Annotated in this window: 13 protein-coding genes; 5 read left to right on the top strand and 8 right to left on the bottom strand. The window is 69.0% G+C overall.

Annotated features, from left to right (window positions below):
• Positions 1-72: 72 nt before the first annotated feature.
• Together ABZ803_RS04040 and ABZ803_RS04035 are read right to left on the bottom strand one after the other, a co-directional pair.
• Positions 73-618 (bottom strand): hypothetical protein, encoded by a 546-nt coding sequence (locus tag ABZ803_RS04040; RefSeq protein WP_062973532.1) that lies wholly within the window; start codon positions 616-618, stop codon positions 73-75.
• A gap of 409 nt (positions 619-1,027) precedes the next feature.
• The gene (locus tag ABZ803_RS04035) at positions 1,028-1,909 is read right to left on the bottom strand and encodes a peptidylprolyl isomerase (RefSeq protein WP_357032428.1); all 882 of its coding nucleotides are present in this window, start codon (positions 1,907-1,909) and stop codon (positions 1,028-1,030) included.
• A 139-nt stretch (positions 1,910-2,048) separates the two neighbouring features.
• Here ABZ803_RS04035 and hisS point away from each other — a divergent pair, with 139 nt between their 5' ends.
• The 3 genes from hisS (at position 2,049) to ABZ803_RS04020 (ending at position 5,233) form a co-directional block, all read left to right on the top strand.
• Positions 2,049-3,320: a histidine--tRNA ligase gene (gene hisS, locus ABZ803_RS04030; RefSeq protein WP_357032425.1), complete on the top strand. Its 1,272-nt coding sequence runs from the start codon at positions 2,049-2,051 to the stop codon at positions 3,318-3,320.
• A 144-nt stretch (positions 3,321-3,464) separates the two neighbouring features.
• Positions 3,465-4,112: a hypothetical protein gene (locus tag ABZ803_RS04025; RefSeq protein WP_357032422.1), complete on the top strand. Its 648-nt coding sequence runs from the start codon at positions 3,465-3,467 to the stop codon at positions 4,110-4,112.
• 116 nt (positions 4,113-4,228) lie between these two features.
• Positions 4,229-5,233, top strand: a complete 1,005-nt coding sequence (locus tag ABZ803_RS04020; RefSeq protein WP_357032419.1) for a malate dehydrogenase — start codon at positions 4,229-4,231, stop codon at positions 5,231-5,233.
• A gap of 28 nt (positions 5,234-5,261) precedes the next feature.
• On the opposite strand, the gene ABZ803_RS04015 is transcribed toward ABZ803_RS04020, so the two are convergent.
• From ABZ803_RS04015 to ABZ803_RS04000, 4 genes are all read right to left on the bottom strand, one after another.
• Positions 5,262-6,341: a 2-oxoacid:ferredoxin oxidoreductase subunit beta gene (locus ABZ803_RS04015; protein ID WP_357032416.1), complete on the bottom strand. Its 1,080-nt coding sequence runs from the start codon at positions 6,339-6,341 to the stop codon at positions 5,262-5,264.
• Positions 6,338-8,338, bottom strand: a complete 2,001-nt coding sequence (locus ABZ803_RS04010; RefSeq protein WP_357032413.1) for a 2-oxoacid:acceptor oxidoreductase subunit alpha — start codon at positions 8,336-8,338, stop codon at positions 6,338-6,340. Before ABZ803_RS04010 ends, ABZ803_RS04015 begins: the two co-directional genes overlap by 4 nt.
• Positions 8,339-8,448: 110 nt before the next feature.
• On the bottom strand, positions 8,449-9,465 hold the full coding sequence (locus ABZ803_RS04005; RefSeq protein WP_357032410.1) for an Rv2578c family radical SAM protein: 1,017 nt from the start codon (positions 9,463-9,465) through the stop codon (positions 8,449-8,451).
• 31 nt (positions 9,466-9,496) lie between these two features.
• On the bottom strand, positions 9,497-10,501 hold the full coding sequence (locus ABZ803_RS04000; protein WP_357032408.1) for an NAD-dependent epimerase/dehydratase family protein: 1,005 nt from the start codon (positions 10,499-10,501) through the stop codon (positions 9,497-9,499).
• Positions 10,502-10,712: 211 nt separating this feature from the next.
• Between ABZ803_RS04000 and ABZ803_RS03995 the strand changes: the two genes are divergently transcribed.
• Together ABZ803_RS03995 and ABZ803_RS03990 are read left to right on the top strand one after the other, a co-directional pair.
• The gene (locus tag ABZ803_RS03995; RefSeq protein WP_040867626.1) at positions 10,713-11,042 is read left to right on the top strand and encodes a type VII secretion target; all 330 of its coding nucleotides are present in this window, start codon (positions 10,713-10,715) and stop codon (positions 11,040-11,042) included.
• On the top strand, positions 11,039-12,655 hold the full coding sequence (locus ABZ803_RS03990) for a hypothetical protein (RefSeq protein WP_357032405.1): 1,617 nt from the start codon (positions 11,039-11,041) through the stop codon (positions 12,653-12,655). The genes ABZ803_RS03995 and ABZ803_RS03990 overlap by 4 nt, the downstream gene beginning before the upstream one ends.
• Before the next feature lie 83 nt (positions 12,656-12,738).
• On the opposite strand, the gene ABZ803_RS03985 is transcribed toward ABZ803_RS03990, so the two are convergent.
• Together ABZ803_RS03985 and ABZ803_RS03980 are read right to left on the bottom strand one after the other, a co-directional pair.
• A complete protein-coding gene (locus ABZ803_RS03985; RefSeq protein ID WP_040867652.1) occupies positions 12,739-13,275 on the bottom strand; it encodes a hypothetical protein in 537 nt (178 codons plus the stop codon).
• Positions 13,276-13,392: 117 nt separating this feature from the next.
• Positions 13,393-14,316 (bottom strand): neutral zinc metallopeptidase, encoded by a 924-nt coding sequence (locus tag ABZ803_RS03980; RefSeq protein ID WP_357032402.1) that lies wholly within the window; start codon positions 14,314-14,316, stop codon positions 13,393-13,395.
• Positions 14,317-14,459 lie beyond the last annotated feature (143 nt).

Genomic DNA, 14,459 nt, shown 5'->3' with positions numbered 1-14,459 from the left:
CGTGCTTTCGCGGTGTAGGCAGAAAGACGAATGCCCGCTGAATGATCCAGCGGGCGTTTCGTCCGTCTTCTGCTATCGCGTGCGCTCCAAGCCGCGGGATTCCTGTTCCCGCCCGCCCCTGGTGACCGACGGGGCCTCGCCCGGGCGGGAGCGTACGGCCTCACCCGGCGGTTGTGCCTGCCCTACTTCGATCAGCATCCGCACCGCGGCAAGCTCCGGTGCGACACCCATTTTGGCCAAGTGGGCCGCGATCGCCATGCGGCGTTCCTGGGAGTCGTATTGCAAAGCCGGCTTGGCGGCGGCGTTGGCTGCCATCCGGGATGCCTCGGCTTGCGCGGAGAAGCGGTCCTTCTCCAGCGACACGCCCTTGTCCGCGATCGGCTTCTCGATCAGCCGGGCCAGCTCGGTGTTGCGCGGATCCTTCGCCTTCGCGTCGCGCGCCTCACGCAGCTGCAATTCCTTGGCCTCTTTGAGCCGGGCCTCGGTGAGCTTGACGCGCGCTTCGGCTTCCTTCTGACCACGCTCGCGGGTCCGCAAGGCGACGAGCGTCGCAAGCTGCAACATTGTCCTCATCATGGCCGCGGTTTCCCGGCCGATGTCGTCCAGTTCCTCGGACATGGCTGCTCCCCGATGCTGCAGTGATCACTATGGATGATGTGGTGCTTCGTTACGGACGCCGCCACGCGAACTGTAGTCCCGTGCAGCGGGTCCCGCCTGCAAACGTGGACACCCGGAGAACTTGTGGTGCGGCACTTCCTGTCCGGGCGATCGCCCGGCCGAGGCCGTACTACGCCGCAAGAACTCCTTGTATCGAGATTACCCGACAAAGGTCGGCACAATCGAACGAGCGTGCCGGTTTATCAGCATATATCGCACATTTCCGGCGTGTCTCCGGGCGCGCCGGATGATCTTCGAACTGAGGGCACCCTAACCGAAGAAAGGTTCGACTATCCTCGCGTCCGCCGGATGGGGGCGGACATGACTCGGGCCCGCGGCCGGGGAGCGGCGGCGGGCCCGGAGTGCATGCTCAGCGGTCGATACGCACCGACTGGATCGTGACCGGCTGCTTGGGCTTCCCATCGCCGGGGCCGTTGGAGTCGTCCTGGCCCAGCTCGGCGATCTTGTCGAGCGTGCCGAGGCTGTTGTCGTCCACGGTGCCGAAGATCGTGTACTGCGGCGGGAGCATCGAATCCGAGTACACGATGAAGAACTGACTGCCGTTGGTTCCCGGGCCCGCGTTGGCCATGGCCAGCACGCCGCGCTTGTACGCGATCGGTTCGGAGGTCGCCGCGGGGTCGTTCGGGGCGTACTGATCGGTGGGGTACTCGTTGTCGAACTCGTAACCGGGCCCGCCCATTCCGGTGCCGGTGGGATCACCGCACTGCAGGACCTTCAGGCCCTCGCCCGCGGTCATGCGGTGGCAGCTGGTGCCGTCGAAGTAGTTCTGTGCGGCCAGGCTGACGAAGCTGTTCACCGTGCACGGCGACTCGGCGTTGTTCAGGGTCAGCCCGATCGAGCCCTGGGTGGTCTCCACGCTGACGCTGACCTTCGCGTCGACGCCGGTGGTGGGGATGCCGTCGGCCTTCGGCTTGCCGACCGGCTTGTCCGCGGGCTTGGCGCTGTCGCGGTAGGAGCAGTCGACCGTCGCGGGCTTGGCCTTCGCGGAGGGTGGCGCGGCCGCGGCGGGGGTACTCGACAGCGAGGCGTCCGCGGCGTCGGAGTTGCTGCCGCTGTCGTCGCCGCGGGTCAAGAAGTACACCCCGGTCACGGCGGCGACCACGAGGACGACACCGAGTACCGATCCGGCGATCGTGAGTTGCTTGCGCTTGCGCGCCCGCTCGGCCCGATTGGCGAGCTGACGTTCCAGCTTGCGTTTCGCCGCTGCTCGTCGCTGTTCGTTGGTCGGCACTACCACGTTCCTCCCGTATCCGGTTACATCGGGATAAGAGTGTGCCATTTCTTTCTGAGACTGCTCCGCAACCTTCCTGAGAGGCGGTTCGGCGAATCGGTTGGACTTGCGGGGCCGTAGTGGTGGAAACTGGAGCATCGTGACCAAGACCAGCAGCTTTTCCGCCCCGAAGGGGGTACCGGACTACGTGCCACCCGGCTCGGCCGAGTTCGTCGCGGTGCGCGACGGCCTGCTCCGCGCCGCCCGACTGGCCGGGTACGGGCATATCGAGCTGCCGGTGTTCGAGGACACGGGCCTGTTCGCCCGCGGTGTCGGCGAGTCCACCGACGTGGTCACCAAGGAGATGTACACCTTCCCCGACCGCGGCGATCGCAGCGTCACGCTGCGCCCCGAGGGGACCGCGGGCGTGATGCGCGCGGTCATCGAACACGGTCTCGACCGGGGCCAGCTGCCGGTGAAGCTGTGCTACGCGGGTCCCTTCTTCCGCTACGAGCGCCCGCAAGCCGGCCGGTACCGGCAGTTGCAGCAGGTGGGCATCGAGGCGATCGGCGTCGACGATCCGGCGCTGGACGCCGAGGTCATCGCCATCGCCGATGCCGGATTCCGTGGCCTGGGGCTGGACGGATTCCGGCTCGAGGTCACCTCGCTGGGTGACGAGACCTGCCGCCCGCAGTACCGCGAACTGCTGCAGGAATTCCTCTTCGGGCTCCCGCTGGACGAGGAGACGAAGCGGCGCGCCCAGCTCAACCCGCTGCGCGTGCTGGACGACAAGCGGCCCGAAGTGCGGGCGATGACCGCGGACGCGCCGCTGATGATCGATCACCTGTCGGAGTCGGCCAAGGCACACTTCGAGCAGGTGCTCGGCCACCTGGAGGCGCTCGGTGTGCCGTATGTGGTGAACCCGCGCATGGTGCGCGGCCTGGACTACTACACGAAGACCACGTTCGAGTTCGTGCACGACGGTCTCGGCGCGCAATCCGGTATCGGCGGCGGCGGTCGCTACGACGGTCTCATGGCCGAGCTCGGCGGCCAGCCGCTGTCGGGTATCGGGTTCGGCCTCGGTGTCGACCGCACCATGCTGGCGCTGGCCGCCGAGGGCAAGTCGGCGGGCAGCCCGGCGCGCTGCGAGGTCTTCGGCGTGCCGCTGGGCGACGCCGCCAAACAGCGGCTGGTGGTGGTGGCCGCGCAGTTGCGGGCGGCGGGCATCCGGGTCGATCTGGCCTACGGCGGGCGCGGTGTGAAGGGCGCGATGAAGGCGGCCGATCGCTCCGGGGCCAGGTTCACCCTCGTGCTCGGTGATCGTGACCTCGCGGAGAACACCGTCGGGCTCAAGGACATGGCGACGGGTGATCAGCGGCAGATTCCGCTGCCCGAGGTGGTCGGCGTGATCCGGGAGTCGCTGGCCGGGTAGCGCGGTGGCCGGGGCTGCCGGTTCCGCCGCGCGGCCTCCCGGCGCGTCGATACTGTGCGTCGAACCCGTCGCGGGCGGGGTGCGGGGGCGGTAGCGTGACCGGCGCGCACATCAGCGGCGCCGGAGTCGCGAGAAGGCGGAGTAGTGTCCACGAATTCTGATGACCAGCAGGCGCACGCGCCGGTGGGGCTCGATCTGGTCGCGCCCGAGCTGTACGCGCCGATGTTGCGCCGTCTCGCGCTGGCCGCGTCGGGCATCGGGATCGGCGCGGCGCTGCTGGCCGCGACCGTGGTGAGCTGGCCGATCGCGGCGGCAATCGGCGTCGTCGTCGGCGCCCCCACCGTGGTGTACGCCGTCGCGCTGCGCCGGCGGCGAATGTGGGTGACGGGCACGATGATTCACGCCCGCAGGCTTTTCGGTGAACGACAGGTGGAGATGTCGGCGGCCACCGGGGTCGAGGTCTTGGTGTTCCCGGCCCGGTTGAGCCGGATCGCCCTGCGGGTCACCGCCGGGGAGATCTCGCAGGTCGTTCCGCTGGCCATGTACACCGACGCGGGCAGCGGCCGCGAATTGCATCTGCTGGGTTTGCGCAAACTCGCGGACGCGCTCGCCGCCAGTGAATTGGCCGCGGCCGTAGCGGTTTCCGAGATGCTGGTGCACCAGTTGCGAGCCGAGGCGCGCGATGCGGGGCTGGAGGAACGGCCGCTGTATCGCGCCGTGCGGCTGGCGCGGGCCAAAGACGTGGTATCGCCGATCGTGCTGACCGACACCGAGGTCGCCGCGCTCGCCTGACCGGGTTGCCGGAGAACCGGCGCGGGTCACTGTCGCGTAGCTCACCGTGCGCCTTCGGCGGCGGTGAGAGTGGCTAGGGTGGGCTACAGGAATTCGCCGATCGCAAGGAGTTCGCCGTGAGCACCCCCGCTGGGACCGTGACCGTCACCGTGACCGGAGCCGCGGGCCAGATCGCCTACGGCATGCTGTTCCGGATCGCCTCCGGTGCGATGCTCGGCCCGGATACGCGCGTGCGCCTGCGGTTGCTGGAGGTTCCCGCCGCGGTGGCGTCGCTGGAGGGCCTCGCGATGGAACTGGAGGACGGCGCGTTCCCGCTGCTGGATTCCATCGACATCAGCGACGACCCGTGGATCGGCTTCGCCGGCGCGGGCATCGCCCTGCTCGTCGGCGCGCGACCGCGCACGGCCGGGATGGAACGCTCGGATCTGCTCGCCGCCAACGGCGCGATCTTCACCGAGCAGGGCGCCGCGATCAACGCCAGCGCCGCGGACGACGTGAAGGTGCTCGTGATCGGCAACCCGGCCAACACCAACGCCTTCATCGCCATGAGCAACGCGCCGGACGTGCCCGCCGAGCGTTTCACCGCCATGACCCGCCTGGACCACAACCGCGCCATCGCGCAACTGGCCAAGAAGACCGGTGCGCCCGCCGCGGCCATCGCGCGGGTCGCCATCTGGGGCAATCACTCGGCGACGCAGTACCCGGATATCGCGCACGCCACCATCGCGGGACGTCCCGCCCTCGATCTGATCGGCGATCCCGCGTGGTTGACCGAGCAGTTCGTGCCCACCGTGCAGCAGCGCGGCACCGCCATCATCCAGGCCCGCGGCGCGTCCTCGGCGGCGAGCGCGGCCAGCGCCGCGATCGACCACATCCACGACTGGGTACACGGCACCCGGGACGGTGACTGGGTCTCGATGGCCGTACCCTCGGACGGCTCCTACGGCGTGCCCGAAGGGCTGATCAGCTCGTTCCCGGTCACCTGCGCGAACGGTGAATACACGATCGTGCCCGACCTGGCGATCGACGAACTGGCCCGTCCCCGGATCGACTCCTCGGTCGCCGAGCTCGAGCAGGAGCGCGACGCCGTCATCGACCTCGGTTTCGCCAAGCGCGCCTGACCGGCTCGCGGACCTCCGCCCGGTCGCCCTATCCGACTGTCCAGGTCTCGGTCCCGGTGAGCAGGGACTGGAGCGATTCGGGGCCGACGGGTTTCTTCTCGCGCGCGGTCTCGGTCTGGTAGCGCACCCCGTCGTCGTAGGTCGGCCGCGAGACGCTGCGGAAGATGCCGGTGACCACATGCTCGAGTCCCTGATCGGACAACCGCGACAGCGCGTAGGCGTACTCCGGGTCGTCGGCGTAGGCGTCGTGCACCACGATGTCGGACTCCGCGACGCTGTCGGTGCGAGCCACCGTGAGCCCGAAACCCCGGCGAACGACCACGAATTCGCCCTCGGCCCCGAACCGGATCGGTTCGGCGTGCCGCAAGGGGATGAGATGGTCCGCGGCGTTCTCCCGGCGCAGCACGTCGAACGAGCCGTCGTTGAAGATCGGGCAGTCCTGCAGGATCTCCACGAACGACGTGCCGCGGTGCTCGGCGGCGGCGCGCAGTACCTCGGTGAGCCCCGCGCGGTCGGAGTCGAGCGCACGAGCGGCGAAGGTCGCTTCCGCTCCCAGCGCCACCGACAGGGTGTTGAACGGGTGGTCCACCGAGCCCATGGGGGTCGACTTGGTGACCTTGCCCTGCTCCGAGGTCGGTGAGTACTGCCCCTTGGTCAAGCCGTAGATCCGGTTGTTGAACAGCAGGATCGTCATGTTCACGTTGCGGCGCAACGCGTGGATGAGGTGATTGCCGCCGATGGACAGCGCGTCGCCGTCACCGGTCACCACCCAGACCGACAGGTCGGGCCTGCTGACCGCCAATCCGGTCGCGATGGCGGGCGCACGACCGTGGATGGAGTGGATACCGTAGGCCTCCAAGTAGTACGGGAAGCGGCTCGAGCAGCCGATCCCGGACACGAACATCAGATTCTCCCTGCGCAATCCGAGTTCGGCGAGGAAGCCGCGAACCGTCGCCAGGATCACGTAGTCGCCACAGCCCGGGCACCAGCGCACCTCTTGATCGGAGGTGAACTCCTTCACCTTCTGCGGCCCGTCCGCGGTCGGCACCCCGGACACACCGGTCAGTCCCAGATCGCTACCGACCAGCGAGGTCTCCACGATGGTCATACGTTACCCCCAGCGATGCGATTCGCGGCTGCCTCGCCTGCGCTCGGCCCGGCGCAGGATTGTGGTCGGACTTCGTCCGGCAGCGCTCGATAAGTGGCCCGCGCCCGTGCGGCGAAGACCTTGTTCTGTTCCATCTCCTCGATCGACCCGTCCAGTGCCGCGTCGATCACCCCGACCAGTTCCTGGGCGGAGAACGCGGTGCCGGCGATCTTCGTCCACGGCCGCACGTCGACCAGGTACTTCGCCCGCAGCAGGGTGGCCAGCTGGCCGCCGTTCATCTCCGGCGCGACCACGAGGCGATAGCGGCGCAGCACGTCACCGAGATTGGCGGGCAACGGATTCAGATGGCGTAGATGCGCTTGGGCCACCGGGACTCCGCGCCGCCGCGCGCGCCGGCACGCCTCGCCGATCGGGCCGTAGGAACTGCCCCAGCCGATCAGCAGCAGCTCGGCGGTGCCGTCCGGATCGTCGACCGTGAGTTCGGGGACGGCGATGCCGTCGATCTTCGCTTGGCGCAGGCGGACCATGAGTTCGTGGTTGGCCGGATCGTAGGAGATGTTGCCGCTGCCGTCGGCCTTCTCGAGACCGCCGATGCGGTGGGCGCGGCCCTTCGTGCCGGGGACGGCCAGCGGTCGGGCCAGCGTGTCGGGATCGCGCGCGTACGGCTGGAACGGGTCGGCGTCGTCGCCGTCCGGTTCGAATCCCGGGTCGATCGGCTCCAGGTCCGTCACCTGCGGAATGGACCACGGTTCGGAGCCGTTGGCGATCGCGCCGTCGGACAGCAGCAGCACCGGGGTGCGGTAGGTCAGGGCGATCCGCGCGGCCTCCACCGCGGTGGCGAAGCAGTCCGCCGGGGAGCGCGGTGCGAGCACCGCCACCGGTGATTCGCCGTTGCGACCGTAGAGCGCCTGCAACAGGTCGGCCTGTTCGGTCTTGGTCGGCAGTCCGGTCGACGGTCCGCCGCGCTGCACGTCGATCACGATCAGCGGCAGCTCCGTCATCACCGCCAGGCCGATGGTCTCGCTCTTGAGCGCGAGTCCGGGGCCGGAAGTGCTGGTGACCCCAAGTGCGCCGCCGAGCGAAGCGCCCAGCGCGGCACCGATTCCGGCGATCTCGTCCTCGGCCTGGAAGGTGGTGACGTCGAAGTTCTTGTGCTTGCTCAGCTCGTGCAGGATGTCCGAGGCGGGCGTGATGGGGTAGGTGCCCAGGAAGACCGGCAGCTTCGCGAGCCGGCCCGCGGTGATCAGGCCGTAGGCGAGTGCGGTGTTGCCGGTGATCTGGCGGTAGGTGCCCGGCGGCAGTTTCGCGGGCGCGATCTCGTAGGTGGTGGCGAAGCTCTCGGTGGTCTCGCCGTAGTTCCAGCCCGCCCGAAACGCCAGGATATTGGCCTCGGCGATGTCGGGCTTGGTGGCGAACTTCTCCCGCATGAATTGCTCGGTGCCGCCGATGGGGCGTCCGTACATCCAGGACAGCAGGCCGAGGGCGAACATGTTCTTCGCGCGCTGCGCGTCTTTTTTGCCGACCCCGGTCGATTCGGTCGCGCCCAGCGTGAGCGAGGTCATCGGAACGCGGTGGACCACGAAGTCCGACAGCGTCTCGTCGGCCAGTGGATCGGCGGCGTAGCCGACCTTGGCGAGGGCCCGTTTGGTGAACTCGTCGGTGTTCACGATGACGGTGGCGCCGCGCGGGAGATCCTCCAGGTTCGCCTCGAGCGCGGCCGGGTTCATAGCGACCAGCACGTCGGGCTGGTCACCCGCGGTGAGGATGTCGTAGTCGGCGATCTGGATCTGGAAGGACGAGACGCCCGGCAGGGTGCCCTGCGGCGCCCGGATCTCGGCGGGGAAACTGGGCTGGGTGGCCAGGTCGTTGCCGAACGCGGCGGCCTCGTGGGTGAAGCGATCGCCGGTCAGCTGCATTCCGTCGCCGGAGTCCCCGGCGAACCGAATGACGACCTTTTCCAACTTAGCTGTGCCGACATCCTTTTGGTGTGAAACCATATGCCTGCTTCACTTCCTCGTCGCTGAGAGGTGCCATCGCCAAACTACTCCGTCGAGTGCGGTGCGCGCCCCCGAAGCGCGCGGACCGGTGAGATCCGGCGACGGTGGCGTCAGGCGAACAATGCCAGTTGCGCGGCGGTCGTGTGCGCGGTTTGGGGTCGTGTCTCCGGTTCGGCATGTCTGCGCGCCGTCAAACCGTGCTCGGCCAGCAGGGGAGCGACCCGCGCGCGCAGCCAGGCGGAGTACTCCGGGGTCACGTAGGCGCCGTGGCGGTAGAGCTGACGGTACCGGCGCAGCAACGCCGGATGGTGCTCGGCCAGCCAGGACAGGAACCAGCCCCTGGTGCTGCCGCGCAGATGCATCGGGAACGCGACGGCCGATGCCGCCCCGGCCTCGGCGATGGCGCCGAAGATCGCGTCCAGATGTGCCTGTTCGTCCGTGAGACAGGGAATGACCGGGGCGACCAGCACGTTCACCGCGAAGCCCGCGTCGGTGAGCGCGCGAACCAGGTCCAGCCGGGCCCGTGGCGACGGCGTGCCGGGCTCCAGGCTCTGGTGCAGCTCCTGATCGAGGATCGCGATGGACACCGCGAGGCTGACCCGCACCTCGCGCGCCGCCGAGGTGAGCAGCGGTAGATCCCGGCGCAGCAAGGTGCCTTTGGTGAGGATGGAGAAGGGGGTGCCGGACTCGGCCAGCGCGCGGATGATGCCCGGCATCAGGCGATATCGACCCTCGGCGCGCTGGTAGGGATCGGTGTTGGTGCCGAGCGCGACCGGTTCGCGGTGCCAGGACCGCCTGCCCAGTTCCTTGCGCAGCACCGCGGCGACATTGGTCTTCACCACGATCTGCGAGTCGAAGTCGCGGCCCGCGTCCAGATCCAGGTACTCGTGCGTGCCGCGCGCGAAACAGTAGCGGCACGCGTGCGAACAACCGCGCATCGGATTGACGGTCCACTGGAACGGCACGTTCGCGCCCTCGGGCACCCTGTTCAGCGCGCTCTTGCACAGCACTTCGTGGAAGGTGATGCCCTCGAACTCCGGCGTCCGCACGGTGCGCACCAGACCCGCCCGGGACAGCCCGGGCAAGGCGCCGTCCTCGGCGTCCAGGGTCTGGCTTTGCCACCGCACCCTCTCAGTCGAACATGTGTTCTAGAAGCTGTCAAGCGATCTGCCGGGTGTCCGGCGGGGCGAGCCGGGCCGGGTCGGCGAAGAAGGAGACCAGATCGCGCACCGTGTCGTCGAGCGGACGTGGCTGGTAGCCGAGCTCGCGTTCCGCCTTCCCGTGGTCGACGACGGGCGCGGAGATGAGCGCTCCGAGCGCCGCCTTGGAGACGATGTCGGAGTTGAACAGCTTGCCGATCGGCGCGAGCACCGGGATGACCCCGGACACGAACTTGGCGGGGATGGCGAACCTCGGCCCCCGCTTGCCGCCGTGGGTCGCGGCGACGCGGCACAATTCGAGCATCGAGATCATCGATCCACCGAGCAGGTAGTTCTCACCCGTGCGGCCGTGCTCTCCGGCCAGTACCAGGCCCTCGGCCACATCGCGCACGTCCACGAGGTCGAAGCCCCCACCGATCATGGCGGGCACGCGCCCGAGCGCCGCGTCCCTGAGTGTCCGGTTGATGCGCGAGAGCGGCTTGCCGAAGTCCAGCGGGCCGAAGACGCCGGTCGGGTTGCACAGCACCGCGTCCAGGCCCTGGTCGATCACCTTGCGCAGCGCCACCTCGCCCGCCCACTTCGAGCGGTCGTAGACCGGCAGCCCTGCGTCGGTCGACCGCGGCGCGTTCTCGTCGATCCGGCCACCGCAGCTGTACTGGTCGAACGCGTGGATCGAGCTGGCGTGCACCATCCGGCGCGCGCCGACGGCCAGCGCCGCCTCGGCGACCACGCGCACGCCCTCGGTGTTCACCCGCCAGGCCAGGTCGTTCTTCTCGGCCAGGGTGATCACCGCGACCAGGTGGTAGACCACCTCCGCGCCGTCCAGTGCGGCACGCATGGACGCCGGGTCGAGCACATCGCCCCGCACCCAGGTGATACCGGGCGCGGCCTGCTCGGCGGGAATCGCCCGATCGATGGCCGTGATCTGGTGGCCGCGCTCGGTGAGGAGGCGGAGCAGATTCGTGCCAAGGTAGCCGGCTGCGCCGGTCACTGCGACCTTCATGGGACAGAGAATATAGAACTTGTTCTAATTTGCAACACGTTCCAATTCTGCCCCGTTCGCCCTGCCGTGCGGCGCGTTCGGGCTCGAAACTTGCCGGTCGGGTCGGCTATATTGAGCGCAACCGTAGCGGCCCTTGCCGATTCGGCAGGGAGCCGGCGGATCACGACAACTTCATGACGCAGATCTGCACGACGATTTGGGGGGCAACTCGATGAGTGATCTCTCGGTAGAGACCGAAGCGGTCCGGGCGTTCGCCGCCACGAACGCCGGTATCGCCGGTGATCTCGCGGGGGCGGGCAATTTCGACGCGGTGAAGAACGTCTCCGCGCTCGTTCCTGTGTTCGGCTTGATCGGGGCCGACTACCTGGCGATGTTCGCGGCGGCACAGGTGTTGCAGGCCAAGGACATCAACGATCTGTCGGCCAAGTACGCCAAGCTCTCGGACTCGGCGTTCAGCGCCGCCGCGGCCTACGACGCGGTCGACTGGTCCAACGCGGGCGCGCTCGGATCGATCGCGGGCCAGATCGGGGGCGCGGTATGAGGCCGCTCGACAGTGGCGTCATCGCGCCGGAGGACCACGCCGTCGCGCACGCGGCCGAGCAGAACGTCGCGATCGGCCAGCAGTCCGTGCTGGACGCACTGCAGAACGCGCCGGAGCAGGCGGTGCTGGACCTGCCGTTGCCGCAGCTGCCCGACGATCTGCCGCCCATCGAGCCGCCCGCTTTCGTGCTGTCGCGCAAGATCGCGGAGGATCAGCAGTCGGTCGGCGCCATGCCCTCCGGTCTGCCGGGTCTGAACGGCGCACCGGGCGCCGAGAACGTACTCGGCGCGCCGCACGAGGCGTCGGCGCTGCTCGGTGACATGAACGCGGCGGTCGACCACGTCGCGGCGCCCGCGATCCAAGCCGCGCTCGATCAGGCCCCCGGCGTGCTGAACGGGGCACTCGCCGACGCGTCGAGCGCGGTCGCGGGCACGGTGAACCAGGCGGCGGCCACCGCCGCGGCGTTGCCCCCGTTGCCCGCCGACCCGGTGGCCGCGCTGATGCAGGGTGTCGCGGTGCCCGCGCTCCCCGGCGTCGATCTGCTGATGAAGCCGATCCTGGATCTGCTGAGCAGCTTCGGAACCGGCGTCATCGGCGCGTTCGATCCGACCGCGATCCTGAGCCAGTCCTCCAAGGTCATCGAGATGGCCATGCAGGTGGGCAAGGGCAGCATGAGCACGGTCGAGCAGTTGTGGCAGAGCCAGGCCGCGCGCAACGCCCAGGCCGCGAGTCAGCAGGCGAACGTGGAGGGGCAGCAGACCGGCCAGCGGGGCATCGACATCTCCGAACTCACCCAGCGTGCCGCCACGGTGGTACAGCAGGGCAACGCGCAACTGCTCGGCATCGCGTCGTCGTTCGCCACCCAGGCGACCGCGCTCGCGCCGGTGATCCTCACCCCGCCGGCCCAGGCGACGCTGATCGCCTCGGCCACCGAACACCTGGGCAACGCCGTCGGCGTGGTCAACGCCACCCGCGGTGATCTGGCGGGCAAGACCGCCGAACTCAGCGGCATGGTGCAGCAACTGGTCGCGCCGGGCGGCGGTCCGGCGCCGCAGGAGGTCGCGCAGGCCCTTGCGGAGAACGTCGGCCAGCCGATCCTGGAGCAGGCGCAGTCGACCGCCTCGGATACCGCGACCAAGGCGGCAGGCCTGGACTCCGCCACGCCCGGGACCTCGACCCCCTCGACAACACCGTCGTCGGTGCACACCACGCACAACCCGAGTACCAGCCACGGCACGCCGAGCGGACTGCTCGGCAGCAGTTCCGGCAGGCCCGGAGGTCCGAGCACGCCATCGGTCCCGAAAGCCACCGGCCTGCCCGGCACCACGGTTCCCCCGATCCGCTCGGTCGCCGGCGTCCCGGGCACGTCCTTCGGCACCGGCTCGCCCGCGAGCACCACACCTGCCGGGTCGAACGGTTTCATGGGTGGCCCGGCGGGTGCGGCGGGGCAGCGCGGCAATGACGACGAACACTCGCGCTCGGTGCAGCCGTATCTGAGTCCCACCGGCAACGACGACCTCACCGGCCCGCTGGGCGAGTCCACGCCGGACGTCATCGGTGCCACGCACTCGGACGAGATCATCAGTTCGGACTACGAGCAAGACCAGTTCTGACGCGTCGCGGGGGAGGCCACGCGCACGGTGGAACCCGGCCCGAACGGAGATCATCGCCGTTCGGGCCGTATGACAAGCGACGGTCAGTTGTCCTGCGCGAACGCGTCGAGCAGTTTCCGGTACAGGTCGGCGAAGCGTTTGCGTGCGGCCTGCTGCTCGGCGCCGAGCCCCTCGGTGGTGTCGGGCGAATACACCACGAGATGTACGTCCTCCGACGGCGACTGCGGCATGAAGTCGATGATCCGGCTGCTCTGATCCGTGGCGGCCGGCACGCCGAGGTCCACCGTGGCGAGCGCCTTGGTCTCCGCCAGCGCCGCGCTCAGCACGTCGGGCGGGATGTGGCCGTCGATCCGCTTGGGCGGGGTCTCCGGCCGGCGCTCGGCGGCCACGGCGTCGGGGCTGCTGACCGCACGGCCGTCGGCGAAGATCTCCAGCTGCGGACGCAGGTCCGTGCGGGCCTGCCACCCGTCCGGAATGGTAGTCAGCGTGAACAACGCCAGCGGCGCGGCGATCGGCGGTAGGGCGCTGGGGCGATCCAGGGCCGGGTCGGCCGTGGCGGCGCCCGAGCCCGCCGCGACGATCAACAGCACAACCAGCACAACAGCTTTCGTTACTCGCATCGATCCCATCTTCCGGTGCTGTCCGTGTCCACCCGCAACACAGGTGAACTGCCGTAGATCATGACAGCGCGCCGGCTTCCGGGAGGAACCGGCGCGCTGGATCGGTCGGATCCGGGTCTATCGCAGGCCGGACGGAGTGTTCAGGTCTTGCGCCGAATACGTGTCGCAAGCCCGGACCTGACCGGTCTTGTAGCCGGTGAGGAACCACTTCTGTCGCTGCTCGGACGAACCGTGCGTCCATGCTTCGGGATTGACCCGGCCTTGCGCGGCGCGCTGGATACGGTCGTCGCCGACCGCCGCGGCCGCCGACAGCGCGTCGTCGACGTCCTTGTCCGACAGCGGTTTCAGGAACGGCTGGTCGCTGCCGGGCGCAGGCTGCTTGTCCGCGAAGTGGGCCCAGATGCCCGCGTAGCAGTCGGCCTGCAGTTCGGTGCGTACCGCGCCGGACTCGGGCCCGCGCGGATCGCGCTGCGCACGGCCGAGATCACCGAGCATGTTCTGGATGTGATGGCCGATCTCGTGCGCCACCACGTATTCCTGCGCGAGCGGGCCGCCGCTGGAACCGAAGCGATCCACCAGCTCCTGGAAGAAGCTGGTGTCGAAGTAGGCGGTCCGGTCGGCCGGGCAGTAGAACGGCCCGACGTCGCTGGTGGCGTTGCCGCATCCGGTGGAGGTGGCCCCGGAGAAGAGCACGACCTTCGGCTGCGCGTAGCGCTTGCCCGCCTGCTTCGGCAGTTCGGCCGACCACACGGCGTCCAGGCTCTGCGCGGTGAGCGCCACCCGGCAGTCGACGTATTTGTTGGCGTCCGCGCCGGTCTTGCAGTGGCTCGGCGTGCCCTCCGTGCCCGGCTGCGTCTGGCTCTCCTCCGGCGTACCGGTGAAATTGCCGAGTATGGAGCCGGGGTCGCCGCCCAGCAGCAGCGCCAGCACCAGCACGATGAGTCCGCCCGCTCCACCGCCCAGCGCGAGCTTGCCGCCCATGCCGGGACCGCCGGAGGAAACCCGGTCCGGGTCGATCTGCATGCCCTCGTTGAAGGTCATCGTCGTCGCTTTCTCGCTCGTCCCCGGGGAACACACAGCCCTCGGTCGTACGGCCCCGGTTCGCTCTCCCTCGGATACAGCTTGGCATGGGCGCGTCGATATCGGTTTCCTCTCGGGGAATGTGTCTCACTACGATGGACTCG

It is taken from the genome of Nocardia sp. NPDC047648, assembly GCF_040642815.1.
In the GTDB taxonomy this organism is placed as follows: domain Bacteria; phylum Actinomycetota; class Actinomycetes; order Mycobacteriales; family Mycobacteriaceae; genus Nocardia; species Nocardia gamkensis.
The sequence above is the reverse complement of the archived record's forward strand: the minus strand, read 5'-3'. Positions and strand labels throughout refer to the sequence as shown.